The sequence below is a fragment of the Micromonospora sp. DT233 genome, from assembly GCF_049841815.1.
Classification (GTDB): Bacteria; Actinomycetota; Actinomycetes; order Mycobacteriales; family Micromonosporaceae; genus Micromonospora.
On sequence record NZ_JBNCLB010000008.1, the window covers coordinates 61544 to 83274 of the forward strand.

General features: G+C 73.8%; 21 protein-coding genes and 1 pseudogene. 7 read left to right on the forward strand and 15 right to left on the reverse strand.

Annotation, left to right across the window (positions count from 1 at the left end):
• Positions 1-116: 116 nt before the first annotated feature.
• Positions 117-2663, forward strand: coding sequence for an aminopeptidase N (gene pepN, locus ACLQ2V_RS18655; RefSeq protein ID WP_425719790.1), 2547 nt, complete (start codon positions 117-119; stop codon positions 2661-2663).
• A gap of 147 nt (positions 2664-2810) precedes the next feature.
• Here pepN and ACLQ2V_RS18660 read toward each other — a convergent pair whose 3' ends face one another.
• From ACLQ2V_RS18660 to ACLQ2V_RS18720, 13 genes and pseudogenes are all read right to left on the reverse strand, one after another.
• The gene (locus ACLQ2V_RS18660) at positions 2811-3218 is read right to left on the reverse strand and encodes a DUF5130 family protein (RefSeq protein ID WP_425719791.1); all 408 of its coding nucleotides are present in this window, start codon (positions 3216-3218) and stop codon (positions 2811-2813) included.
• Positions 3205-3489 carry a hypothetical protein gene (locus ACLQ2V_RS18665; protein WP_425719932.1) on the reverse strand — a complete coding sequence of 95 codons (285 nt, stop codon included), beginning with the start codon at positions 3487-3489 and terminating at the stop codon, positions 3205-3207. The genes ACLQ2V_RS18660 and ACLQ2V_RS18665 overlap by 14 nt, the downstream gene beginning before the upstream one ends.
• 227 nt (positions 3490-3716) lie before the next feature.
• Entirely contained in the window at positions 3717-4811 is a 1095-nt protein-coding gene (locus ACLQ2V_RS18670) for an amidohydrolase family protein (RefSeq protein WP_425719792.1), read from the reverse strand.
• Positions 4812-4820: 9 nt separating this feature from the next.
• On the reverse strand, positions 4821-5345 hold the full coding sequence (locus tag ACLQ2V_RS18675) for a 3-hydroxyanthranilate 3,4-dioxygenase (RefSeq protein ID WP_425719793.1): 525 nt from the start codon (positions 5343-5345) through the stop codon (positions 4821-4823).
• A complete protein-coding gene (locus tag ACLQ2V_RS18680) occupies positions 5342-5776 on the reverse strand; it encodes a RidA family protein (RefSeq protein WP_425719794.1) in 435 nt (144 codons plus the stop codon). Before ACLQ2V_RS18680 ends, ACLQ2V_RS18675 begins: the two co-directional genes overlap by 4 nt.
• Positions 5773-6546: a 2-keto-4-pentenoate hydratase gene (locus ACLQ2V_RS18685; RefSeq protein ID WP_425719795.1), complete on the reverse strand. Its 774-nt coding sequence runs from the start codon at positions 6544-6546 to the stop codon at positions 5773-5775. The genes ACLQ2V_RS18680 and ACLQ2V_RS18685 overlap by 4 nt, the downstream gene beginning before the upstream one ends.
• Positions 6543-7616, reverse strand: coding sequence for a 4-hydroxy-2-oxovalerate aldolase (dmpG, locus tag ACLQ2V_RS18690; protein WP_425719796.1), 1074 nt, complete (start codon positions 7614-7616; stop codon positions 6543-6545). The genes ACLQ2V_RS18685 and dmpG overlap by 4 nt, the downstream gene beginning before the upstream one ends.
• A gap of 158 nt (positions 7617-7774) precedes the next feature.
• A pseudogene (locus tag ACLQ2V_RS18695) lies at positions 7775-8719 on the reverse strand (acetaldehyde dehydrogenase (acetylating)); the annotation flags it as partial.
• Positions 8716-9516 (reverse strand): 2-keto-4-pentenoate hydratase, encoded by an 801-nt coding sequence (locus ACLQ2V_RS18700; protein WP_425719797.1) that lies wholly within the window; start codon positions 9514-9516, stop codon positions 8716-8718. The gene ACLQ2V_RS18700 and the pseudogene ACLQ2V_RS18695, both read right to left, overlap by 4 nt.
• The gene (locus tag ACLQ2V_RS18705; protein WP_425719933.1) at positions 9513-10997 is read right to left on the reverse strand and encodes a 2-hydroxymuconic semialdehyde dehydrogenase; all 1485 of its coding nucleotides are present in this window, start codon (positions 10995-10997) and stop codon (positions 9513-9515) included. Before ACLQ2V_RS18705 ends, ACLQ2V_RS18700 begins: the two co-directional genes overlap by 4 nt.
• Positions 10998-11020: 23 nt before the next feature.
• Positions 11021-12358, reverse strand: coding sequence for an FAD-dependent oxidoreductase (locus tag ACLQ2V_RS18710; protein ID WP_425719798.1), 1338 nt, complete (start codon positions 12356-12358; stop codon positions 11021-11023).
• Complete coding sequence (gene kynU / locus ACLQ2V_RS18715; protein ID WP_425719799.1) at positions 12355-13665, reverse strand: kynureninase; 1311 nt, start codon at positions 13663-13665, stop codon at positions 12355-12357. The genes ACLQ2V_RS18710 and kynU overlap by 4 nt, the downstream gene beginning before the upstream one ends.
• Positions 13666-13682: 17 nt before the next feature.
• Positions 13683-14585: a tryptophan 2,3-dioxygenase gene (locus tag ACLQ2V_RS18720; RefSeq protein ID WP_425719800.1), complete on the reverse strand. Its 903-nt coding sequence runs from the start codon at positions 14583-14585 to the stop codon at positions 13683-13685.
• A 144-nt stretch (positions 14586-14729) separates the two neighbouring features.
• Here ACLQ2V_RS18720 and ACLQ2V_RS18725 point away from each other — a divergent pair, with 144 nt between their 5' ends.
• The 3 genes from ACLQ2V_RS18725 to ACLQ2V_RS18735 all read left to right on the forward strand — a co-directional run bounded on the left by ACLQ2V_RS18725 (position 14730) and on the right by ACLQ2V_RS18735 (position 16883).
• Positions 14730-15164 carry an Lrp/AsnC family transcriptional regulator gene (locus tag ACLQ2V_RS18725; RefSeq protein WP_425719801.1) on the forward strand — a complete coding sequence of 145 codons (435 nt, stop codon included), beginning with the start codon at positions 14730-14732 and terminating at the stop codon, positions 15162-15164.
• Positions 15165-15412: 248 nt separating this feature from the next.
• Positions 15413-15937, forward strand: a complete 525-nt coding sequence (locus ACLQ2V_RS18730; RefSeq protein WP_425719802.1) for a hypothetical protein — start codon at positions 15413-15415, stop codon at positions 15935-15937.
• 7 nt (positions 15938-15944) lie between these two features.
• Positions 15945-16883 (forward strand): class F sortase, encoded by a 939-nt coding sequence (locus ACLQ2V_RS18735; RefSeq protein WP_425719803.1) that lies wholly within the window; start codon positions 15945-15947, stop codon positions 16881-16883.
• A gap of 58 nt (positions 16884-16941) precedes the next feature.
• Here ACLQ2V_RS18735 and ACLQ2V_RS18740 read toward each other — a convergent pair whose 3' ends face one another.
• Positions 16942-17484: an HNH endonuclease gene (locus tag ACLQ2V_RS18740; RefSeq protein WP_425719804.1), complete on the reverse strand. Its 543-nt coding sequence runs from the start codon at positions 17482-17484 to the stop codon at positions 16942-16944.
• A gap of 284 nt (positions 17485-17768) precedes the next feature.
• Here ACLQ2V_RS18740 and ACLQ2V_RS18745 point away from each other — a divergent pair, with 284 nt between their 5' ends.
• The 3 genes from ACLQ2V_RS18745 to ACLQ2V_RS18755 all read left to right on the forward strand — a co-directional run bounded on the left by ACLQ2V_RS18745 (position 17769) and on the right by ACLQ2V_RS18755 (position 21014).
• Positions 17769-18869 carry a mechanosensitive ion channel family protein gene (locus ACLQ2V_RS18745; RefSeq protein WP_425719805.1) on the forward strand — a complete coding sequence of 367 codons (1101 nt, stop codon included), beginning with the start codon at positions 17769-17771 and terminating at the stop codon, positions 18867-18869.
• A 262-nt stretch (positions 18870-19131) separates the two neighbouring features.
• Entirely contained in the window at positions 19132-20508 is a 1377-nt protein-coding gene (locus ACLQ2V_RS18750) for an MFS transporter (RefSeq protein WP_425719806.1), read from the forward strand.
• A gap of 86 nt (positions 20509-20594) precedes the next feature.
• Complete coding sequence (locus ACLQ2V_RS18755; protein WP_425719807.1) at positions 20595-21014, forward strand: globin; 420 nt, start codon at positions 20595-20597, stop codon at positions 21012-21014.
• 82 nt (positions 21015-21096) lie between these two features.
• On the opposite strand, the gene ACLQ2V_RS18760 is transcribed toward ACLQ2V_RS18755, so the two are convergent.
• Positions 21097-21681 carry a YbjN domain-containing protein gene (locus ACLQ2V_RS18760; RefSeq protein ID WP_425719808.1) on the reverse strand — a complete coding sequence of 195 codons (585 nt, stop codon included), beginning with the start codon at positions 21679-21681 and terminating at the stop codon, positions 21097-21099.
• Positions 21682-21731: the final 50 nt, after the last annotated feature.

The following is a 21731-nucleotide window of genomic DNA, read 5'->3' on the forward strand; positions in this document are numbered from 1 at the left end:
ACCGCGCGGCGGCCACGCGTGGAAGACTCGGTCCCGACCGGCCGTCACGAACGGGCGGTGGGCCGGCGCCGCGACGGTGCACGGCGAGAACGGGATGGAGACGAACAGTGCCGGGAGTGCGCAATCTGACCCAGGTCGAGGCCACCGAGCGGGCTCGCCTGCTCGAGGTGACCGGGTACGACATCAGGCTGGACCTGTCGTCCGCCGTGCAGGCCGACGGTCGGACCTTCCGGTCGGTGACCGAGGTCCGGTTCCGCTGCGTCGAGCCGGGCACTACCACCTTCATCGAGGTGGCCGCCGATTCGGTGCGCTCGGCCACGCTCAACGGCGCGGCGGTGGACCTGGCCGACTGGTCGGCGGAGCGGGGCCTGACCCTGAGCGGCCTGGCCGCCGAGAACACCCTCGTGGTGGAGGCCAACTTCGCATTTTCGAACAGCGGGCAGGGGCTGCACCGCACGGTGGACCCGGTCGACGGGGAGACCTACCTCTACAGCCAGTTCGAGACGGCGGACGCGCAGAAGGTCTTCGCCTGCTTCGACCAGCCCGATCTCAAGAGCGTCTACACCTGGCACGCCACGGTGCCGGAGCACTGGCGGGTGGTCTCCAACATGCCGGTCGAGCGCGAGGAGCCGGCCGGCGAGGCGCTCAAGACCGTCCACTTCGTGACCTCGGCGCGGATGAGCACGTACGTGACGGCGCTCTGCGCCGGCCCGTACCACGAGGTGCGCGACAGCCACGACGGCATCGACCTGGGGGTCTACTGCCGGGCGTCGATGGCGCGTCACCTCGACTCCGACGACCTGTTCCTGATCACCAAGCAGGGCTTCGACTTCTACCACGAGCAGTTCGGGGTCCGTTACCCGCTGCCGAAGTACGACCAGCTCTGGGTGCCGGACTTCAACGCCGGGGCGATGGAGAACTTCGGCTGCGTCACCCACGCCGAGGGGCACTACCTGTTCCGCTCGCAGGTCACCGACTTCGAGTACGAGCAGCGGTCCAACACGATCCTGCACGAGCTGGCCCACATGTGGTTCGGTGACCTGGTCACCATGCGCTGGTGGAACGACCTGTGGCTCAACGAGTCGTTCGCCGAGTGGGCCAGCCACTGGTGCAACGCCCGGGCCACCCGCTTCTCCGACGCGTGGACGACGTTCCTGTCGATCCGGAAGAACTGGGGCTACCGGCAGGACCAGCTCTCCTCCACCCACCCGGTGTACTGCGAGATGCCGGACATGGCGGCGGTCGAGGTCAACTTCGACGGCATCACGTACGCCAAGGGCGCGGCCGTGCTCAAGCAGCTCGTCGCGTACGTCGGCGAGGAGCCGTTCCTGACCGGGCTACGGGCGTACTTCGGCAAGCACGCCTGGGGCAACGCCACCTTCGACGACCTGCTCAACGAGTTGGAGGCCGCCTCGGGCCGGGAGCTGCGCAAGTTCGCCGCCCAGTGGCTGGAAACCGCGCAGGTCAACGTCCTGCGCCCCGAGGTGACCATCGGCGACGACGGCGGCTACCAGCGGGTGGTGGTCCGGCAGGAGGCGCCGGCGGAGCACCCGACGCTGCGGACCCACCGCATCGGCGTCGGCCTGTACGACCTGACCGACGGCCGGCTAATCCGCCGGCACCGCATCGAGGTCGACGTGACCGGGGCGTCGACCGAGCTGACCGAGCTGACCGGGGTGCCGGCGGCGGACGTGCTGCTGCTCAACGACGACGACCTGACGTACGCGAAGCTGCGCCTGGACGAGCGGTCGATGGCCGCGGTGGTGCGACACATCGCCGGCTTCGAGTCGTCGCTGGCCCGCGCCCTGTGCTGGACGGCCGCCTGGGACATGACCCGCGACGCCGAGCTGGCGGCCCGCGACTACGTGACGCTGGTGCTGGCCGGGCTGCCCGGCGAGACGGACATCAACCTGGTCACCGGGATCCTCCGCCAGGCGACCACCGCGCTGGTGCACTACTGCGACCCGGCGTGGGCGCCGACCGGCTGGGCCGAGCTGTACCGCACGGCGAAGGACACCCTGGCCGCCGCCGAGCCGGGCAGCGGCTTCCAGATCGCCTGGGCCCGCGCGGTCGTCTCGGCGGCGCGGACCGACGAGAGCCTGGCCATGCTGCGCGGCTGGCTGGACGGCGTCGGCGTGCCCGCCGGGTTGACCGTCGACACCGAGCTGCGCTGGCGGGTCCTGCAACGGCTGGTGGCGGGCGGCGCGGCGGGCGTCGAGGAGATCGAGGCCGAGCTGGCCGGCGACCGCACGGCCAGCGGTGAGCGGGAGGCCGCGTACGCGCAGGCGCTGGTGCCGACGGCGGAGAACAAGGCCGCCGTCTGGGCCCGGCTGACCGGCCCCGACCCGGTGCCGAACTGGCTCAACCGGGCGCTGTTGCAGGGCTTCGCCCCGGCCGTGCAGCGGGAGCTGGTCGCGCCGTACGTGCAGCGGTACTTCGCCGAGGTCGACCAGGTCTGGGCGCAGCGGGACAACGAGCTGGCGCAGGAGTTCGTCGAGCTGGCGTACCCGGCCATCCAGGTCGCCGAGGAGACCGTGGCCGCCACCGACGCGTGGTTGGCCGAGCCGGGGCGGCCCGCGCCGCTGCGTCGGCTGGTCGCCGAGGGCCGCGACGCGGTGGTCCGCTCGCTGCGGGCCCGCGCCCGCGACGCCCGCAGCGCCTGAGCGCAGGGCACCGGTCCGGGGCCGGCGCGGGCGACCCGCCCGCGCCGGCCCCGGCCCGCGCCGACGCCGCCGCGCCCGCACACACGCCGACGCCCGGCCCCGCAGCTGCGGGGCCGGGCGTCGGCGTTGCGAAGGTGCCGTGCCGGGTCAGTTACGACCGGCGTGGCTGGCGAGCTGGTCGAGGCCGATGACGATGCCGCCGGCCAGGTCGCCCCCGCCGAAGGTGGCCACCATGGAGAGCGCGGCCAGCTTGGCGTACGTGTCCGGGATGCGCTTGCGGGCGTGCCGGCCGGTGATGATCTCCAGCTGCCGCTGGTTGGGCGACACGGCGATCAGGACCGACCGGTCGGGGTCGGCGAGCTGCCCGTGCAGCCGCTGGGCGTGCGCGCGGATCGGCTCGTCGAGGCCGCCGACGTAGACCGAGAAGACCAGCCCGGTCCCCCGGTCGGCCAGGCGGAGCGCCTCGTCGATGCGCAGCAGCTGGCGGGTCGAGAACGGCCCGTCCAGCACGTCAGGGGGAGTGTCCGTCCCCGCCTGCTTCTCACCAACGGTCACTTGCGCCTCCGGTTCCCCCGGCCGGCGCCTCGGTGCCGGCCCGTTCAAGCTTGTGGCTGGTCAGCGCCGGTGCCTGCGCGCCCGCGGCCAGCGCGGTGCCAGTGGAGTCGGCCAGCTGCTCCGGGCGGCCCAGGAACCAGACCGGAGTGAAGTCGAAGGGTCGGCCCGGCCGGTAGCGCTTCGCGGCACCGCCGGAGCCCCGGCCGCCGGCGAGCGCCAGCGCGGTGATCACCAGCACCACGACCGCCGGGATGCCGACGAAGATCAGCAACGTCTCGGTAACAGACAATCCCAACGCCCCCAGGCGGAAAGAGAGACCAGGAATCCCGGGTCGGGTGGACGATCAGACATCGACCGCCCGACTCCGCTCCTGTTCACGTTAGCGGAGTCGACGGCCCGGCAGACTGCGGGGTGGCGATCCCACCCGCCGCCGGGCCGCATCCATCCTGCCCCAGCCCGGTCCCGGCCGCCCGCCGACACGACGATCGACCCCGCCCGTCACGCCTGCGCCCCGTCGAGAAGGGGCCCTGCGCCGCCGCCGGGCAGGGGCCCGGTGCCGCCGCCGGGCGGACTCCCGGCGGCGGCGCCGAGGAAGCGCAGGGCGTTGCCGCCGAGGAGCTGGCCGCGCTGCGCGGCGGTGAGGAAGTCGGCCTCGCGCACCACCCGGCCCGCCGGGCGCTCCCCCAGCGGGTACGGGTAGTCGCTGCCGAGCAGCACCCGCTCGGCCCCCATGGTCTCCACCAGCAGCCGCAGCGCCGCCGGGGCGAAGACCACCGAGTCGACGCTGAACCGGTCGACGTACGCGCTGGGCGGGGCGGCCGACGCGCCCCGGACCACGTCGCCCCGGCGGTGCCAGGCGTTGTCGGCCCGGCCCAACCAGAACGGGAAGCTCCCGCCGCCGTGGGCGAAGCAGATCCGCAGCGACGGCGGCACCCGGTCGAAGACCCCGCCGAGGATCAGCGCCAGCACCGACAGGTGCGTCTCGGCGGGCATGCCGGCCAGCCAGCGGGCCATCCACCGGTCCAGCCGGGGACCGCCCGGCATGTCCCAGGGGTGCACGAAGACCGGCGCGCCGACCTCGGCGCAGTGCTGCAGGAAGGTCACCACCCCGGCGTCGTCGAGGTCCCGGTCGCCGACGTGGTTGCCGATCTCCACCCCGGCGTGCCCGGCCGCGAGGCAGCGGTCCAGCTCGGCGCAGGCGGCGTCCGGGTCCTGCAGCGGCACCTGGCAGAACGGCACCAGCCGACCGCCGCCGCCGGCGGTGACCTCCAGCGTCAGGTCGTTGAAGATCCGGGCCACCCGCACCGCCTGGTGGGCGGGGCGGTCGTAGCTGAAGAAGACCGGGGTCGGCGACACCACCTGCACGTCGACCCCGTCGGCGGCCATGTCGGCCAGCCGGGTCTCCGGGTCCCAGCAGGCCGCGCCGACCGGCCGGAACTCCGTCTCCCCCACCATGATCATCGCGGCCCGCTCGGAGTCGACGCGCAGCCGGGGCCAGTCGGACCCGCCGCCGCAGGCCGCGCCGAGGTCCGGCCACCCCTTCGGTACGAGGTGCGTGTGCACGTCCACCACCGGGGTCCGCCCGGCGGGCATCGGCAGCACTCAGCCCTTGCCCGGGTGCAGCGTGCCGCACTCGGCGCAGGTGCGCGCCGCCTCGTCAGCGTAGAACGCGCCGAAGACCGGGGGCAGGTCGGCGGCGATGTCGCGGACCTGCAACTGCACCTCGTGCACCTTGTGCCCGCACTGCGGGCAGTACCACTGGAACTTCTCCAGCGTGCCCTCCGCGCGGACCCGCTCCACCACCACGCCGATCGAGCCGGCCTCGGGGCGCTGCGGCGAGTGCGGAGTGTCGCGCGGCAGCATCCACATCTGCCCCTCGCGCACGTGCACCGTACGCGGCCCCGCAGGCGTCATCAGGTTGACGTGCATGTTGCCCTTGACCTGGTAGAAGAACTCCTCGTACGGGTCGACGTGGAAGTCGGTGCGCTGGTTCGGCCCGCCCACCACCATCACGATGAAGTCGTCGGAGCCGGGGAACATCTCCCGGTTGCCCACGGGCGGCTTGAGCAGGTGCTGGTTCTCCGCGACCCAGCCGGGGAAGCTGAACGGCTCGGCGATCTCACTCACGACTGACCTCCCGGAAGAAGTGCCACGGCCTGCATCTCGATCAGCAGGTGCGGGTGGGGCAACTGGTGCACGGCCACGGTGGTCCGGGTCGGCCCGGTGGCGTCGAAGAACTCCGCCCACACCTCGTTGTAGCCACCGAAGTCGTTCATGCTGACCAGGTAGCTGGTGACCTGGACCAGGTCGGCAAGGTCGGCGCCCACCGCCCGCAGCAGGTCCCGGATGTTCTCCAGCACCGCCCGGGTCTGCGCCCGGATGTCCAGGTCGGTGGTGCCGAACTCGTCGACGCGGACCCCGGCGAAGCTGTTGTCCGGCCGGCGGGCGGACGTACCGGAGACGAAGACGAACCCGCCGGCCACCTTGACGTGCGGGAACGCCCCGCGCGGGACGGCCCTTCCGGCCACCACCCGCGCCCCGGCGACGCCCGCCGTCACGACGACGCCCGCAGCGACGCGGTGCCGAGCTTCTCCACCACGGCCCGCACGTGCGCCCCGGGGCGCAGCGGCACGGCGGCGGTGGCGGCCCCGGCCAGGAAGACCCAGCCCTGGCGCAGCCGCACCCCGTGCCAGCCGGCGAGGCGCAGCCCCTCGTCCAGCGCCCGCCGGGGGTCGCCGAGGATCGCCGCCGTCGAGCCCACCTGGGCGACCCGCCCGTCGACCTCCAGCAGCACCCCCAGGTTCGCCAGCCCGTCCGGCACCGGCGACCACGGCCCGACCACGAACGCCGCCGCCGAGGCGTTGTCGGCGATCACGTCCGGCAGGGAGAAGGTGAAGTTCGCGTACCGGGAGTCGATCAGCTCGATCGCCGGGGCCACGGCGCGCACCGCCTCGGTGAACGCGCCGACCGGCTCGCCCGGCTCGGGGAGCCGGTCCAGCAGGAACGCCACCTCCGGCTCGACCCGGGGGTGGATGAGGCCGGCCAGGTCGACCGTGCCGCCGTCGGGGACCCGCATCACGTCGGTGAGCCGGCCCCAGATCACCTCGTCCACGCCGACCTGGGCCATCTTCGCCCGGCTGGTCAGCCCCATCTTCAGCCCGACCAGGCGCTCGCCGCGGGCCAGCCGGCGCTGCACCAGCGCGGTCTGCACCGCGTACGCGCCGTCGGCGTCCAGCCCGACCTCGGCGGCGAGCTGGCCGATCGCCGTGGCCGTGTCGGCCGCCGCGCCCAACTGCTCGGCGACGCCGGCGGTGTCCACCCCGATCATGCCGTCTCCTCCTGCCCGCGCCGACCGGCGAGGTCCAGCGCCACGTCCACGATCATGTCCTCCTGGCCGCCGACCATCCGGCGTCGCCCCAGCTCGACCAGGATCGACCGGACGTCCACCCCGTGCTTGGCCGAGGCGCGCTCGGCGTGCCGCAGGAAGCTGGAGTACACCCCGGCGTACCCGAGGGAGAGCGTCTCCCGGTCGACCTGGACCGGCCGGTCCTGCAACGGCCGGACGACGTCGTCGGCCGCGTCCATCAGCGCGAACACGTCGCAGCCGTGCTTCCAGCCGTGCAGCTCGGCGACCGCCACGAAGACCTCCAGCGGGGCGTTGCCGGCCCCGGCGCCCATTCCGGCCAGCGAGGCGTCCACCCGCACCGTCCGGCCGTGCGGGGCGTCCGGCCCGGCGGGGGCGTCGCCGACGATCCGGCCGTGCTCGACGGCGATCACGCTGTTGGCCACCCCGAGGGAGAGGTTGTGGTGGGCGTGGATGCCGATCTGCGTCTGCGGCGACAGCACCTGCCGGTACGCGTCGACGCGCTGCGCCACGTCGGACATCAGCAGCCGGCCGCCGGAGTCGGTGACGTAGACGCAGTGCGCCCCGTAGGACTCCATCAGCCGGGCCTGCTCGGCGAGGCCGGCGGGGTCGTTGAGGTGCGACATCATCAGGAAGCCAGCCACGTCCATGCCGTTCTCCCGGGCCCAGGAGATGTGCTGGGCGGAGATGTCGGCCTCGGTGCAGTGGGTGGCGATCCGCACGCTGGTCACCCCGAGTGCCTGCGCCGCCCGCAGGTCGGCGATGGTGCCGATGCCGGGCAGCAGCAGCGTGGTCAGCCGCGCGGAGGTCAGCACCTCGGCGGCGGCGGAGATCCACTCGGCGTCGCTGGCCGCGCCGTGGCCGTAGTTGACGCTCGAACCGGCCAGCCCGTCGCCGTGCGCGACCTCGATCGCGGCCACCCCGGCGGCGTCCAGCGCGGCGGCGATCACCCGCACCTGGTCGACGGTGTAGCGGTGGGCGACGGCGTGCATGCCGTCGCGCAGCGTCACGTCCTGCACGTAGAGGTCGGTCATCGGGCCACCGTCTCCTTCGCGGCTGCGGGGTCCCCCGCGCCGAGGGCCGCGGCCCTTACCTTGTTCGCGACTGCGGGGCTCCGCTCCGCTGCACTCCTCGCGCTCACGGCCCTTTCCTTGTTCGCGACTGCGGGGCTCCGCTCCGCTGCACTCCTCGCGCTCACGGCAGCCCGCAGGGCGACCAGTCGCTGCGCGGTGCGCAGCGCGGCCGAGGTCATGATGTCCAGGTTCCCGGCGTACGCGGGCAGGTGGTGCCCGGCCCCGGAGACCTCCAGGAAGACCGACACCTGCAACCCGGTCAGTCGCCGGCCCAGCACCGGCACGTACGCGTCGACCGGGTCGAACTGCACGTCCTGCTTGAGCCGGTAGCCGGGGACGTAGGACTGCACGGTCGCCACCATCTCCGCGACGGAGGCGGCGATGGCGGCCCGGTCGGCGGCCGGGTCCGGGCAGAGGCAGTAGACGGTGTCGCGCATCAGCATCGGCGGCTCGGCCGGGTTCAGCACGATGATCGCCTTGCCCCGCCCCGCGCCGCCGACGACCTCGATGGCCCGCGCGGTGGTCTCGGTGAACTCGTCGATGTTGGCGCGGGTGCCCGGCCCCGCCGACCGCGACGCGATGGTGGCGACGATCTCCCCGTACGCCACCGGGGTGACCCGACCGACGGCGGCGACGATCGGCACGGTCGCCTGCCCGCCGCAGGTCACCATGTTGACGTTCGTCTCGTGCAGGTGCTCGTCGAGGTTCACCGGCGGCACCACGTACGGGCCGATCGCGGCGGGGGTCAGGTCGATCACCGTCCGCCCGTGCGCCCGCAGCACCTCGTCGTTGCGCCGGTGCGCGCCGGCCGAGGTGGCGTCGAAGACCAGCGCCACGTCGGCGAACTCCGGCAGCGCCACCAGCCCGTCCACGCCGTCGGCGGTGGTCGCCACGCCGAGGGCGCGGGCGCGGGCCAGCCCGTCGGAGTCCGGGTCGATGCCGGCCAGCGCCACCATCCGCAGGCTCCCCGAAGCATCCTCCGGCGCACCGCCGAGCCGGAGCACCTTGATCATCAGGTCGGTGCCGATGTTGCCGGAACCGAGGATCGCCACGCCCGTGCTCATCGCTCACCCTCCGCCGAGAAGCAGGTCCGGACCGAGCCGAGCCCGGAGATCCGGGCCTCGTACGCCGCGCCGGGCGTCACCGCCACCATCGGGCCGAGCGCCCCGGAGAGCACCAGGTCGCCGGCGCGCAGCGGGTCACCGGCGCGGGCCAGGGTGCCGGCGAGCCAGCCCAGCGCGTGCAGCGGGTTGCCCAGGCAGGCCGCCGCCGCGCCGACGGAGACCGGCTCCCCGGCGTGTTCGAGGACCATCCCGGCCAGCCGCAGGTCCACGTCGGCGAGCCGGCGCGGCGCGGTGCCGAGCACGAAGAGCCCGCTGGAGGCGTTGTCGGCAACCGTGTCGACGATCGAGATGTCCCAGCCGGCGATCCGCGAGTCGACGATCTCGATGGCCGGCAGCAGGTGGTCGACGGCCCGGACCAGGTCGGCCGTGGTGTGCCGCTCCTCGGTGAGGTCCGCGCCGAGCACGAAGGCGATCTCCGCCTCGACCCGGGGCTGGAGCAGCCCGCCCAGCGGCACCTCGTCGCCGTCGCCCACGGCCATCGCGTCGGTGAGCACCCCGAAGTCCGGCTCGTAGACGCCCAGGTTCTCCTGCACCGCCCGGGAGGTCAGCCCGATCTTCGCGCCGACGCGGCGCTCGCCCCGCTCCTGCCAGGTGCGCGCCTGCCGCCGCTGCACCAGGTACGCCGACGCGACGTCCCCCTCGGCCAGCAGCCGCCCGCGCAGCGGCGGGCAGGGCTTGCCGTCGGCGCGGGCTGCGGTCAGCTCCCGGACGGCGGCGTCGATGTCGAGGTCGGTCATGTCAGGTCCACGCAGACGTTGGTGAGTTCGGAGTAGAAGTCGAGGGAGTGCACGCCGCCCTCGCGGCCGATGCCGGAGGCCTTCACCCCGCCGAACGGGGTGCGCAGGTCCCGCAGGAACCAGGTGTTGACCCAGACGATCCCGGCGTCGAGTCGGGCGCCGGCCCGGTGCGCCCGCCCCACGTCGCGGGTCCAGACCGTGCCGGCGAGGCCGTAGGAGGTGCCGTTGGCCAGCGCGTACGCCTCCTCCTCGTCGTCGAAGGGCGCGACGTGCACGACCGGGCCGAAGATCTCCTCCCGGTTGGTGCGGGCCTGCGGGCCGAGCCCGGTGAGCACGGTCGGCCGCACGTACGCCCCGCCGTCGCGGGCGTCGCCGAAGGCCGGCACCCCGCCCCCGGCGCGCACCTGCGCGCCCTCGGCGCGGGCCAGGTCGTGGTAGCCGAGCACCTTCTCCCGGTGCTGGTGGGAGATCAGCGGCATGTTCACCGTGGCCTCGTCGGCCGGCCACCCGTACGCCAGGGCGTCGGCGGCGCCCGCCAGCCGGTCGACGAACTCGTCGAAGACGGGGCGCTGCACGTAGAGCCGCTCGGTGCAGAGGCAGACCTGCCCGCCGTTGGTGAAGCTCGACCGCACCGACCCGGCGACCGCCGCGTCCAGGTCGGCGTCGGCGAAGACCAGCCCGGCGTTCTTGCCGCCCAGCTCGAAGGAGACGGCCTTCACCCCGTCGGCGGCGGCCCGCATGATCGCGCTCCCGGTGGCGGACTCGCCGGTGAAGGTGATGGCGTCCACCCCGGGGTGGCGGGTGAGGAACTCGCCGGCCGAGTCGGGGCCGAAGCCGTGCACCAGGTTGAACACCCCGTCGGGGACCCCGGCGGCGGCCATCACCTCGGCCAGCAGGGTCGCCGACGCCGGCGTCTCCTCGCTGGGCTTGACCACCACGGCGTTGCCGCAGGCCAGGGCCGGGGCGACCTTCCAGGTGAGCAGCAGCAGCGGCAGGTTCCACGGCACGATCACCGCGACCACGCCGACCGGCTTGCGGACGGCGTAGTTCAGCGCCCGCCCACCGCCCGGGGTGACCGTGGTGAACGACTCGGTCGGCGCGGTCGCCACGATCTCGGCGAACGCCCGGAAGTTGGCCGCCCCGCGCGGGATGTCCAGGGTGCGGGCCTGGCTGATGGACTTGCCGGTGTCGGCCACCTCGGCGGTGACCAGGTCGTCGAAGCGGCGTTCCAGCTCGTCGGCGACCCGCCGCAGCACCTCGGCGCGCTCGCGCTCGCCCATCCGGCCCCACGGCCCGCGCAGCGCCGCACGGGCGGCGTCCACCGCGTCGTCGACCGTGGCCCGGTCGGCCTCGGCCACCTCGAAGACCGGCTCGCCGGTCACCGGGCTGCACGTGGTGAACCGCCGGCCGGCGGCGCGGAACTGCCCGCCGACGAAGTTGCGCAGCAGCCCCGGCCCGCCCGCCGGGGTCCGTCCGGCCATCAGCTCCGGCGCCCAGTCGACGCTCATCGCCGCCACCCGCGGGTCAGCGCCGCGCCGGCCGCGCCGGCCAGCAGCGCCGCCGCCCCGGCCGCCACCGCCCCCAGCACCGCCTGCTGGCGGCGCACCCGCCGGCGCACCTGGGCGTAACCGGTGGTGGAGAAGGAGACCAGCTCGTACTGGGAGACGTACCGGCCGGGCAGCGCCCGCTCCAGGGCGTGGTCCAGCTCGCGGCGGGCCTGGAACACCGGGGAGGCGACCTTGTCGCGCATCTCCACGAAGTTCGCCAGCGCCATCCGGGCGATCGCCTCGGTGTCGTCGCGGCGGCGACGTTGAAACAGCGGCAGCGCCGCAGCCCAGTCGTCGGCGCACTCGTCGAGGCAGCCGTCGAGCACCACCACGTCCTCGAAGGCGCAGTTCGCGCCCTGGCCGTAGAAGGGCACGATGGCGTGCGCGGCGTCGCCGATCAGCCCCACCCGGCCGCCGGCCTGCCAGGGGGTGCAGCGGACCGTGCCGAGCACCCCGACCGGGTTGTGCTGGTAGTCGTCGACCAGGTTCGGCGCGAGCGGCACCAGGTCCGGGTAGTGGGTGGCGAAGTGCCGCTCGATCGCCGCCGGGCTGCTCAGCGACGCGAAGCTCGCCGTGCCGTGGGTGGGCCAGAAGAGCGTGCAGGTGAAGGAGCGGTCCGGGTTGGGCAGCGCGATCATCATGGACGTGCCGCGCGGCCAGATGTGCAGGGCCGCCGGGTCGAGGGCGAACTCCCCGCCGACCGCCGGGATGGTCAGCTCCTTGTAGCCGTAGTCGAGGAAGTCGAGGCTCTCGCTGAGCACCCCGTACGCGAGCAGCTGCCCGCGCACCGCGGAGCCGGCCCCGTCGGCGCCGAGGACGACCGGCGCGGCGGCGACGACCTTGCCCTGCGGCGTCTCGAAGGTCATCTCCCCGGTGGACGGGTCGAGCCCGACGAGCCGGTGGTCGAACGCCACCCGCACCCCGGGCAGCGCGGTCGCGGCGGTGAGCAGGGCGTTGTTCAGCGCGCCCCGGCTGATCGAGTTGATCGCCCGGTCCCCGCTGGCGCTGTACGACTGGAACTGCGCCGCCCCCGCCACCGGGTGGATCATGCGCCCGCGCATCGGCAGCGCGTCGGCCAGCACCTCGTCGGCGAGGCCGATGCGGCGCAGCGCGTCGAGCCCCCGCTCGGAGAGCGCCAGGTTGATCGAGCGCCCCCGCTCGGCCCGGCCGGCGCGCGGGTCGCCCCGGCGCTCGTAGAGCGCCACCCGGTAGCCGCGCCGGGCCAGGAAGCAGGCCAGCAGGCAGCCGGCCAACCCGGCCCCGACGACGGCGATCTCCTCGCGTTCCGCGCTCATGCCCGGCTCCCCTGCGGCTGCACGGTGGCGGCCAGCGCGTCGGCGACCCGCCAGCAGTCGTGGTACGTCGAATAGAGCGGCACCGGGGCGAAGCGGACCACGTCCGGCTCCCGGGCGTCGGCGATCACCCCGTGCTCGTGGCGCAGCCGCTTGGTCAACTCCCCCGCGCTGCCCCCGGCGAGGCGCACCGAGAGCTGACAGCCCCGGCGCTGCGGGTCCCGGGGGGTGACCACCCGCAGCGGCCGGTCGGCGGTCACCTGGTCGAGCAGCCGCTCCAGGTAGCCGGTGAGCCGGACGCTGCGCTCCCGCAGCGCCGGCATCCCGACGGAGTCGAAGAGCTCCAGCGACGTCCGCACCGGTCCCATCGCGAAGATCGGCGGGTTGGAGATCTGCCAGGCCTCCACCGTCGCCGGGGGGCGGGAGGTCGGGGTCATCTCGAACCGGGTGGCCGCCTCGGTGCTCCACCAGCCCTCGAACCGGGGCAGGTCGGCCCGGCCGAGGTGGCGCTCGTGGACGAAGACGCCGGCCAGCGCGCCCGGCCCAGCGTTCAGGTACTTGTAGGAGCACCAGGCGGCGAAGTCGACGTCCCAGTCGTGCAGGGCCAGCGGCACGTTGCCGGCCGCGTGCGCCAGGTCCCAGCCGACGACCACCCCGGCGGCCCGGCCGGCGGCCGTGATCGCCGGGAGGTCCAGCAGCTCCCCGGTGAGATAGTTGACCCCGCCGAGCAGCACCAGCGCGACGGTGTCGCCCTCGGCCGCCAGGAAGCCCAGCACGTCGTCGGTGCGCAGGGTCTCCTCGCCGGGGCGCGGGGCCAGCCGGACCACCGTGGCGTCCGGGTCCAGGCCGTGGAAGCGGGCCTGGCTGCGCACCGCGTAGCTGTCCGACGGGAACGCGCCGTCCTCGATGACGATGCGGGTACGCCGGCCCGCCGGGCGGTAGAAGCTGACCATCAGCAGGTGCAGGTTGACCGTGAGGGAGTTCATCACCACGGCCTCCGTGGGTCGGGCGCCGACCAGTCGCGCCACCGGCCCGGTCAACGACTCGTGGTACGGCAGCCAGGGCCGCTCGGCCTCCAGGTGCCCCTCGACGCCGAGGCGGCCCCACGCGTCCAGGTCGGCCAGCAGCTCCGCCCGGGTGGCCCGGGGCTGCAGGCCAAGGGAGTTGCCCGCCAGGTACGCCGCCTGCGGGTAGCGCCCGCCGTCGGCCGGCGGCACGTGGAACAGGTGCCGGTGCCCGGGGTCGGCCTTGTCGAGGCGGTGCGCCTCCTGCTCCGGGGCGGGCACCGGGTGGTGCTCTGGGCTCTGCATGTGCTGCTGCTCCTCGCTCACATCGCCGTCCGGGCCGACCACAGCTCCGGGAAGACCACCCGGGCCATGCTCCGCTGCAACCAGGCCAGGCCGGCCGAACCGCCGCTGCCGACCTTCGCGCCCATCGCCCGCTGCACCGCCTTGACATGGTTCCACCGCCAGTCGCCGAACTGCTCGGCCACCTCGGCCAGCGCCTCGCCGAGCAGGCGCAGGTGGTTGTCGGGGCCGGTGTCTTCGTACACGGTCACCCAGGCGGCCTCCACGGCCGGCTCCGGCCGGTGCTCCTCGGCGACGTCGCGGGAGAGCACCTCGGCGGGCACCTCGAAGCCGCGCCGGGCCAGCAGTGCCATGACGTCGTCCCAGAGGCTCGGGGCGGCCAGCGTGTCGAGCAGCCCGGCGTACACGTCGGTCTGCCGGCGGAACGGCCGGATCAGGGCCTGGTCGCGCAGGCCGAGCAGGAACTCCAGGTGCCGGTACATCGCCGACTGGAAGCCGGAGCCCTCGCCGAGCAGGTTGCGGAACCGGTTGAAGTCCGCCGGGGTCATCCAGCGCAGCCCCTTCCAGGCCGCGTTGAGCCCCTCCAGGTGCATGCCGGCGCGGCGCAGCGGCAGCAGCGCGTCCCAGACCCGGTCGGCGCGCAGCAGGCGCTGTGCCTCGCGCAGCTCGTGGCAGGTCAGCCCGAAGTACAGCTCCATGATCTGACTGACCATCAGGAACGACATCTCGCCCGGGTCGTCGCTGAGCGGCTGCTGCAACCGGTGCAGGGTGCTGGCGTGCACGTACGCGTCGTAGGGCACCCGCTCGGCGAAGTCCAGGGTCGGTTTGCCGCCGTTGCGGGCCGCTCGGGCCGCTCGCTGCTGTGGTGTCACCGGGCGGACCGGCGCGGCCAGCGCGGGGGCCCGCAGGTCTGTCTGCTCCACCTGTCGTCTCCTCCATCAGCCGGGTAACGTCATGGTGCCCCCGTGGTTCGCGAAAAGGAATGCCGACTCCACGGCTCTGCCGGCCTCTCACCTGCAACGCGAAAGGCGGGAGCCCCATCACGGTTTAGGAAGGAAAGGTCGGGCGTGGACGACATGGACTGGGCGCTGCTCGGCGAACTCCAGGCCGACGCCCGGCTCTCGTACAGCGAGTTGTCCCGCCGGGTGCACCTGTCGCCGCCCGCGGTGGCCGAGCGGGTCCGCCGGCTGGAGGAGTCGGGAGTGATCACCGGCTACCGCGCGCACGTCGACCTGACCCGGGCCGGCCGCCCGGTCGTCGCCCTGATCCGGATGTCCTGCTACGGGTCGCGCTGCATCCTGCACGACCCGCAGGTGGCGGGCTGGCCGGAGATCCTGGAGATCCACCGGATCACCGGCGACGCATGCAGCATGCTCAAGGTCGCCGCCGAATCGATCGGGGGCTTCGAGCGGGTCATCGACCGGCTGGCCCCGTACGGCCAGCCGTCGAGCACCATGGTCCTCTCCACCCCCCTCGACTGGCACCCCGTCACCCCGCTGTAGCGACGGCTTCGCTGCCGCACCGGTTGATCCGCCCCCCGCTGGGCGTCTCTCGCCCTCGCGCTCAGCGACGGCACCCGATCCGTCCCGGGAGCTGTTTGCGGGCGGAGCTCCCGCCTGCGCCCTCGCGGTCACCGGTCCCACTCTCCGGGGCCCGGCACCGCCTGCGGGTTTGCCTCCGAGTCACGGGGAAAGCAGGACCGACCACCCGGGGGAGGATTCCGGTGCCGGGCACCGGGAGAGGGGACATCATGCGGGGGCTCACCGGGGCACGTCGTGCCCTTTCGGCCGTGTTGGCCGTGCTCGGCGTCGTCGGCGCGTTCGTCCTGGCCACCGTCTCGCCGGTGCGAGCCGGGGAGAACACCTTCGTCGAGGTCACGCCGAACAGCGCGCCCGCCGGCAGCCGGGTCAACATCAGGGCGAGCTGCGACAACAACAACGACCGCCAGGCGGACGTGCACTCCGACGCCTTCGGGCGGTTGATGCTCAAGCCCGACAACGGCTTCCTGACCGGGGCGGTCACCATCGCCGGCAACAAGCCGGCCGGCGACTACCCCGTCGAGCTGCGCTGCCCGAACAACGGCACCGCCAGCACCACCCTCACCGTGCTGAACATGGCGCAGCCGTCCAAGGGTCCCGCCACCGGTGGCGGCGGCACGGCCGGCGACGAGCGGGGCACCGGCACGCTGCTGCTCGTGGGCGGGCTCGCGGTGGCGGCCGTGGCGGCCGGTTTCGGGGCGTACGGCAGCCGGCGGCGCCCCGGGACGCGTTCCTGAGCGGCTCATGGCCCGCCGAAGTAAGCCCGCCGACCCGGACCGGGTGCGTCGCGGCACCGGCCCGCGAGCCGGTCGGCGCGATCCCGGCCGACGCGATCCAGGCCGACGCGATCCCGACCGGGGCCGCGCGGCGGTCCGGCTGGCCGCCCGGGGCTGGGGCCGCCTCGCCCGGGTCGTCGGGCAGGTCTTCTCGGCCAGCGTCGCCACGGCCGACCCGGCCGCCGCCCGACCGGCGTCCCCCGGCCCCGACCGGGGCGCGGCAACACCAGGCCAAGGCGCGGGGGCACCAGGCCGGGGGGCGGTGGCACCAGGCCGGGGGGCGCGCAGCGGCCGAGGGCCCGGCCTGCCGGTGCTGGTCGTCGCCGCCCTGATGGCGTTGATCGTGACGATGCTCGGCGTCGAACAGCTCACCGGTCAGCGGCTCCTGCCGGACCGCTTCATCGCCGGCCTGCGCCCGCCGCCGAAGAAGTTCCCGGTGCTGCCGGCCAGTCGACCGGTCGCCATCGCCAGCGACGACATCGACCTGACCGCCCCGGTGCACGACGTCGGCATCGCGCCCGACGGCAGCATCCGCGCGCCGGACGCCGAACGCGCCCAGGAGGCCGGCTGGTACGACCAGGGGCCGACCCCCGGCCAGTACGGCCCCGCGGTGATCGTGGGGCACGTCGACACCCGGACCGGGCCGGCGGTCTTCCACGGGCTCAAGGAGCTGCGCCCCGGCGACCGGGTGGAGGTCCGCCGAGCGGACCGGTCGGTGGCGGTCTTCGAGGTCGACCAAGTGCAGCGCTACGACAAGGGTCAACTGCCGGTCGAGGAGGTCTACGGCGACTTCAGCCGGCCCCGGCTGCGCCTGATCACCTGCGGTGGCCGGTGGGTCGGCGGTGAGACCGGCTACGCCGACAACGTGGTCGTCTACGCGTCCCTGGTGAAGGCCCGCCGCGAGTGAGCCGGCCCCCGACCCGGCTGGCGAACCCGGCCGGGGCCGACCCGCGCACCCACGACGGTCAGGCCGCGGCCTCGGTCTCGGGCTCGCGCAGGTCGAGCCAGTCGGCCCAGCGCGGATCCGGGGTCCGGTGGCCGAGCACCCGCCACGCCGTCCCCTTCGGCACGGTGGGCGACGCGTGCAGCCGCCAGCCGAGCTCGGCCGGGGTCTTGGCGCCCTTGGTGTGGTTGCACCGGGCGCAGGCCGCCACCACGTTGTCCCAGGCGTGCCGGCCGCCCCGGCTGCGCGGGAAGACGTGGTCGATGGTCTCCGCCGGCCCCCGGCAGTATGCGCACCGCCAGCCGTCCCGGGCGAAGATCGCCCGCCGGGAGAGCCCGACGTGGGTGCGGTACGGCACCCGGACGAACCGGGTGAGCCGGACCACCGAGGGGATCGGGAGCGCGTCGCGGGCGCTGTGCAGGACGCCCTCGCCGTGGGCCACGCAGACGGCCTTGGCGGAGATGACGAGGATGGCGGCGCGACGCACCGACACGACACACAGCGGCTCGTAGCTGGCATTGAGAACCAGTGCGCCGGAGCCCACCGCGGGTCGTATGTCAGGCATCGCTCTCACCCTCCCGGTCCAGCCGCTCCCACCGCTGGCCGCGTCGGACGTGGGCCGCGCACGGCGCAGCCACCTCCGACGCCGGCAGGATCACCGACGTCCGATGCGCCAATCGTCCCTGATTAGGCCCCGGATTGCACGCACTAATCGGGGGGTCCCTCATGAAGCGCTTTCACCCCGTGCCAAGATGACCGGTTCTGCATGATCAAACCGGCCGCGGGGGCCGCGTACCGGAATGTGGGTCCGCCGGGAGGGTGCCGGGGGGCGTGCGGTACGAAAGCAGGGTGACTGCCGCGAGCCTGCCTCCTGCCACCGCCTCGCCGGCGGCCCCGAGCCCCGCCCCGACCGCCACCCCGAGCACCAACTGCCAGGGCAGCACCTCGTGCGAGTGGTTGTACGAGACGACCGGGTCGGCGTGGTTCGCCGAGGGCAGCTACTGGATCCTGCTGAAGCCGCTGCGGGTGCTGGTGATCCTCGCGCTGGCGATGCTCGCCCGCTGGGCGCTGCACCGGACGATCAAGCGGTTGGTCCGCACCACCGCCGACGGGGTGCCGACGATGCTGCGGCCGCTGCGGGAGCGGGTCCCGACGGCCGGGCCGGGGCCCGGTGAGTTCGTGCCCGAGCGCCGCCGCCAGCGGGCCGAGGCGATCGGGTCGGTGCTGCGCAGCCTGGTCACCGCGTTCGTCTTCGGCATCGCGCTGCTGATGATCCTGCGCGAGTTCAGCTTCGACCTGGCCCCGCTGCTGGCCAGCGCGGGCATTGCCGGCGTGGCGCTCGGCTTCGGCGCGCAGACCCTGGTCAAGGACCTGATCGCCGGGCTGTTCATGCTGGTGGAGGATCAGTACGGGGTCGGCGACACGGTCGACCTGGGCGAGGCGACCGGCGTGGTGGAGTCGGTGGGGCTGCGGGTCACCACGGTCCGGGACGGCCGGGGCGTGCTCTGGTACATCCGCAACGGCGAGATCATCCGGGTCGGCAACAAGAGCCAGGGCTGGGCCCTGGTCGTGGTCGACCTGCCCATCGGGTTCGCCGGCACCGAGGAGGCGACCGCCGTGCTGCGGACCGCCGCGGCCTCGGTGGCGATGGACCCGGACCTGGCCCCGGAGATCGTGGAGCCGCCGGACGTGCTGGGCGTCGAGCAGATGACCGTGGACGGCGCGGTGATCCGCACCGTCGTCAAGACCACCGCCGACGGGCAGTTCGCGGTGGGGCGGGAGCTGCGCCGCCGGCTCGCCGAGGCGCTGGAGAACTCCGGTATCACCGCCCGGATCGCCGCCGCCCGCCTCTATCCGGGCATGCCGCTGCGCGCGCCGTACGAGGGGGCGGCCGGGCAGGGCGCATCGACCGGCCACGGTGCGTCAACCGGCCCGGGTGGGGCCGCCTGAACCGCGAATACCGTCGATGACCTGCGGTTTCCCTGACCGACAATCCAGGGGTCGCGGACCGTGCGGCCCCTCGGGTATCGTCCGTTCGTTCAGTCGGAGATGCGACGATCAGACCGTTCGCCCTAGCCAGCTGTCAGACGATCGGGCAGAATCCGGTACGCACGCCACCTGCCGGAGCGCGATCACGTCTCGCTGATCCGTAGATCTGATGACGGTTCCCGGGCAGGCCATCACGAGTGGCCATGGGGACGATGGAGGCCACGTGTCCGACGAGCGACCCTCCCAGGAAGGCCCCGCCACCTTCAGCGAGGTGTTCGCCCAACGGGAATACCGCGCGGTCTTCACCGCGAGTGCGCTCTCCTGGGTCGGCGACTACATCGCCAAGGCCGCAGTCACCGTACTGATCTACCACGAGACCCAGTCCGTGGGCTACTCGGCCGCCGCGTTCGCGGTCAGCTTCCTGCCCTGGCTCGTCGGCGGCCCGCTGCTGGCCACCCTGGCGGAGCGACACCGCTACCGCTCGGTGATGGTGGCCTGCGACGTGATCCGGATGGCCCTGATGGTGCTGGTGGCCATCCCCGGCATCCCGCCGTGGCTGATCCTCTGCCTGCTCTTCGCCACCACCCTGGCGAACCCGCCGAGTCAGGCCGCCCGGTCCGCGCTGATGCCGCTGATCCTCACCGGCGACCGGCTGGTGATCGGGCTCTCGCTCAACAGCAGCACCGGCCAGGCCGCCCAGGTGATCGGCTACCTGATCGGGGCGGCCATCGCCGCCGTCAACCCCACCGCGGCCCTGTTGATCAACGCGGGCACCTTCGCCCTCTCGGCGACCCTGGTCCGGTTCGGCGTCCAGGACCGGCCGCCGGCGATGACCGCGAAGCACCGCAGCCATCTGCTGCGGGAGACGGGCGAGGGCTTCCGGATCGTCTTCGGCACCCCGGTGCTGCGGGCCATCGCGCTGCTGGTGTTCAGCTCGATGCTCTTCTCGATCGTGCCGGAGGGGCTCGCCGCCGCCTGGGCGCGCGAGGACGCCGGCGGCGACCTGGACACCGGTGCGGCGCAGGCCGTCATCATGGCCGCCAACCCGATCGGCTTCATCGTGGGCGGTCTGCTGGTCGGCCGGGCGGTCGCCCCAGCCCGCCGGCTGATCCTGATCCGGCCGCTGGCGGTGCTCGCGCCGCTGGCCCTGGTGCCGGCGCTGCTCGACCCGCCGCCGCTGGTGGTGGCCCTGCTCGCCGGCCTCTGCGGCTTCGCCGTGGCCGGGCTGCTCCCGGTCGCCAACGGGCTCTTCGTCCGGGCGCTGCCCAACGGCTACCGGGCCCGCGCGTTCGGGGTGATGGCCACCGGGGTGCAGGTGATCCAGGGCCTCGCCGTGCTGGCCACCGGCCTGCTGGCCGAACGCTTCTCGATCCCGTTGGTGGTGGGCGTGTGGAGCGCCGCCGGGGTCCTGCTGATGATGGTCACCGCGGCCCGCTGGCCCAACCGCCCGACGATCGACTCGGCCATCGAGGCCGCCGGGAACGAAGACGGCCCTCCTCGGCCCCGATCGGGCGAGGAGGCCGGGCAGGCCGGCGAGGACGCCAGAGAGCCGGGCAACCTGCCGGGCGGGCGGGGCCGGTCCAGCCACGCGATGGGCTGACCGGCGCCTCCGGGTGTGACGAGGACGGCAGCGATCCCCGCCGGTACGCCCCCGTCGGTCGGGAGCACACCTGGCAGGATGGAGCGGTGAATCCCGCAGGTGAGTCCGAGCGTGCCGTGACCCTCTTCGAGGCCGTCGGCGGCGAACCCACCTTCCGCCGGCTGGTGGACGAGTTCTACGCCGGCGTGGCCACCGATCCGCTGCTGCGCCCGATGTACCCGGAGGAGGACCTCGGCCCGGCGGCGGACCGGCTGACGCTCTTCCTGATGCAGTACTGGGGCGGCCCGAACAGCTACTCCACCCAGCGTGGGCATCCCCGGCTGCGGATGCGACACGCCCCGTACCGGATCGGCGCGGCCGAGCGTGACGCCTGGCTGCACCACATGCGCCGGGCCGTCGACCGGCTGGAGTTGCCGCCGGAGATCGCCACGGCGTTCTGGGAGTACCTGGAGCGGGCGGCCTACTTCATGGTCAACGCGATGGACGACTCGACCGGGCCGGCCTGACGGCGCTTGCGCACGTCGCCGGGCCGACCCGGCTGGGGCAGCTGCGACCCGGCGGAGCCGGCTGGGGCAGCTGCCGCGTCGGCTAGAGCAGCGCGCCCTCGTCGTGCAGCCAGTCCACGAAGGTGGTGGCCACCGCGGCTCCACAGTCGAGCATCTCCACCAGGAGCGCGTCGTGCGCCCCCGCGCCGAGCGGCACCTGCAGCTCCGCGTAGATCGGCAGTTGGCCCCGCTCGGTGGGGTCGCCGATGTACGCCTTGCAGAACCGTCGGGTGTGGTTCCACTCGTTGACCACCCGGTAGGCCCGGTCGACCCAGTCCGGCGGCACGGTCGCGTGTGGACGGGCCCGCATGACCAGGATCTCGTCCTCCGGCCCCTCCAGCGTGACCAGCACCGCGTGCCGCTCCCACATGGCCAGCAGGTTGCCGTCACCGTCTGCCAGGTAGCGCACGTCGAGCAGGTCGAGCGCGTCACAGACCCGGCGGAGGGTGACCGGCGCGATGGTCGCCGACATCTCCGTGATCATCGAACGTTCGGTGGTCGGGCAGTCGTCGCCCGGTTGACGTGGGGCCGGTGGTCCGACCCGGACGCTGCTGTCCACTGTGATCCCGCTTCGAGTTTCCGGTTCGCCGCCAACGGCGGGACCGGGGCGCCATGACCACCACGGCATCGCTCGTGCACCTCACTCCCCAGCGGATCCAGCCGCCTACGGTGCGTTGG

Coding starts and splice junctions, on each gene's coding strand:
- ACLQ2V_RS18670 (WP_425719792.1), bottom strand. CDS start 4,811: ATGCCCGCCGGGCGGACCCCGGTGGTGGACGTGCACACGCACCTCGTA.
- ACLQ2V_RS18685 (WP_425719795.1), bottom strand. CDS start 6,546: ATGATCGGGGTGGACACCGCCGGCGTCGCCGAGCAGTTGGGCGCGGCG.
- dmpG (WP_425719796.1), bottom strand. CDS start 7,616: ATGACCGACCTCTACGTGCAGGACGTGACGCTGCGCGACGGCATGCAC.
- ACLQ2V_RS18700 (WP_425719797.1), bottom strand. CDS start 9,516: ATGACCGACCTCGACATCGACGCCGCCGTCCGGGAGCTGACCGCAGCC.
- ACLQ2V_RS18705 (WP_425719933.1), bottom strand. CDS start 10,997: ATGGCCGGACGGACCCCGGCGGGCGGGCCGGGGCTGCTGCGCAACTTC.
- ACLQ2V_RS18710 (WP_425719798.1), bottom strand. CDS start 12,358: ATGAGCGCGGAACGCGAGGAGATCGCCGTCGTCGGGGCCGGGTTGGCC.
- kynU (WP_425719799.1), bottom strand. CDS start 13,665: ATGCAGAGCCCAGAGCACCACCCGGTGCCCGCCCCGGAGCAGGAGGCG.
- ACLQ2V_RS18730 (WP_425719802.1), top strand. CDS start 15,413: ATGCGGGGGCTCACCGGGGCACGTCGTGCCCTTTCGGCCGTGTTGGCC.
- ACLQ2V_RS18735 (WP_425719803.1), top strand. CDS start 15,945: ATGGCCCGCCGAAGTAAGCCCGCCGACCCGGACCGGGTGCGTCGCGGC.
- ACLQ2V_RS18740 (WP_425719804.1), bottom strand. CDS start 17,484: ATGCCTGACATACGACCCGCGGTGGGCTCCGGCGCACTGGTTCTCAAT.
- ACLQ2V_RS18760 (WP_425719808.1), bottom strand. CDS start 21,681: ATGCCGTGGTGGTCATGGCGCCCCGGTCCCGCCGTTGGCGGCGAACCG.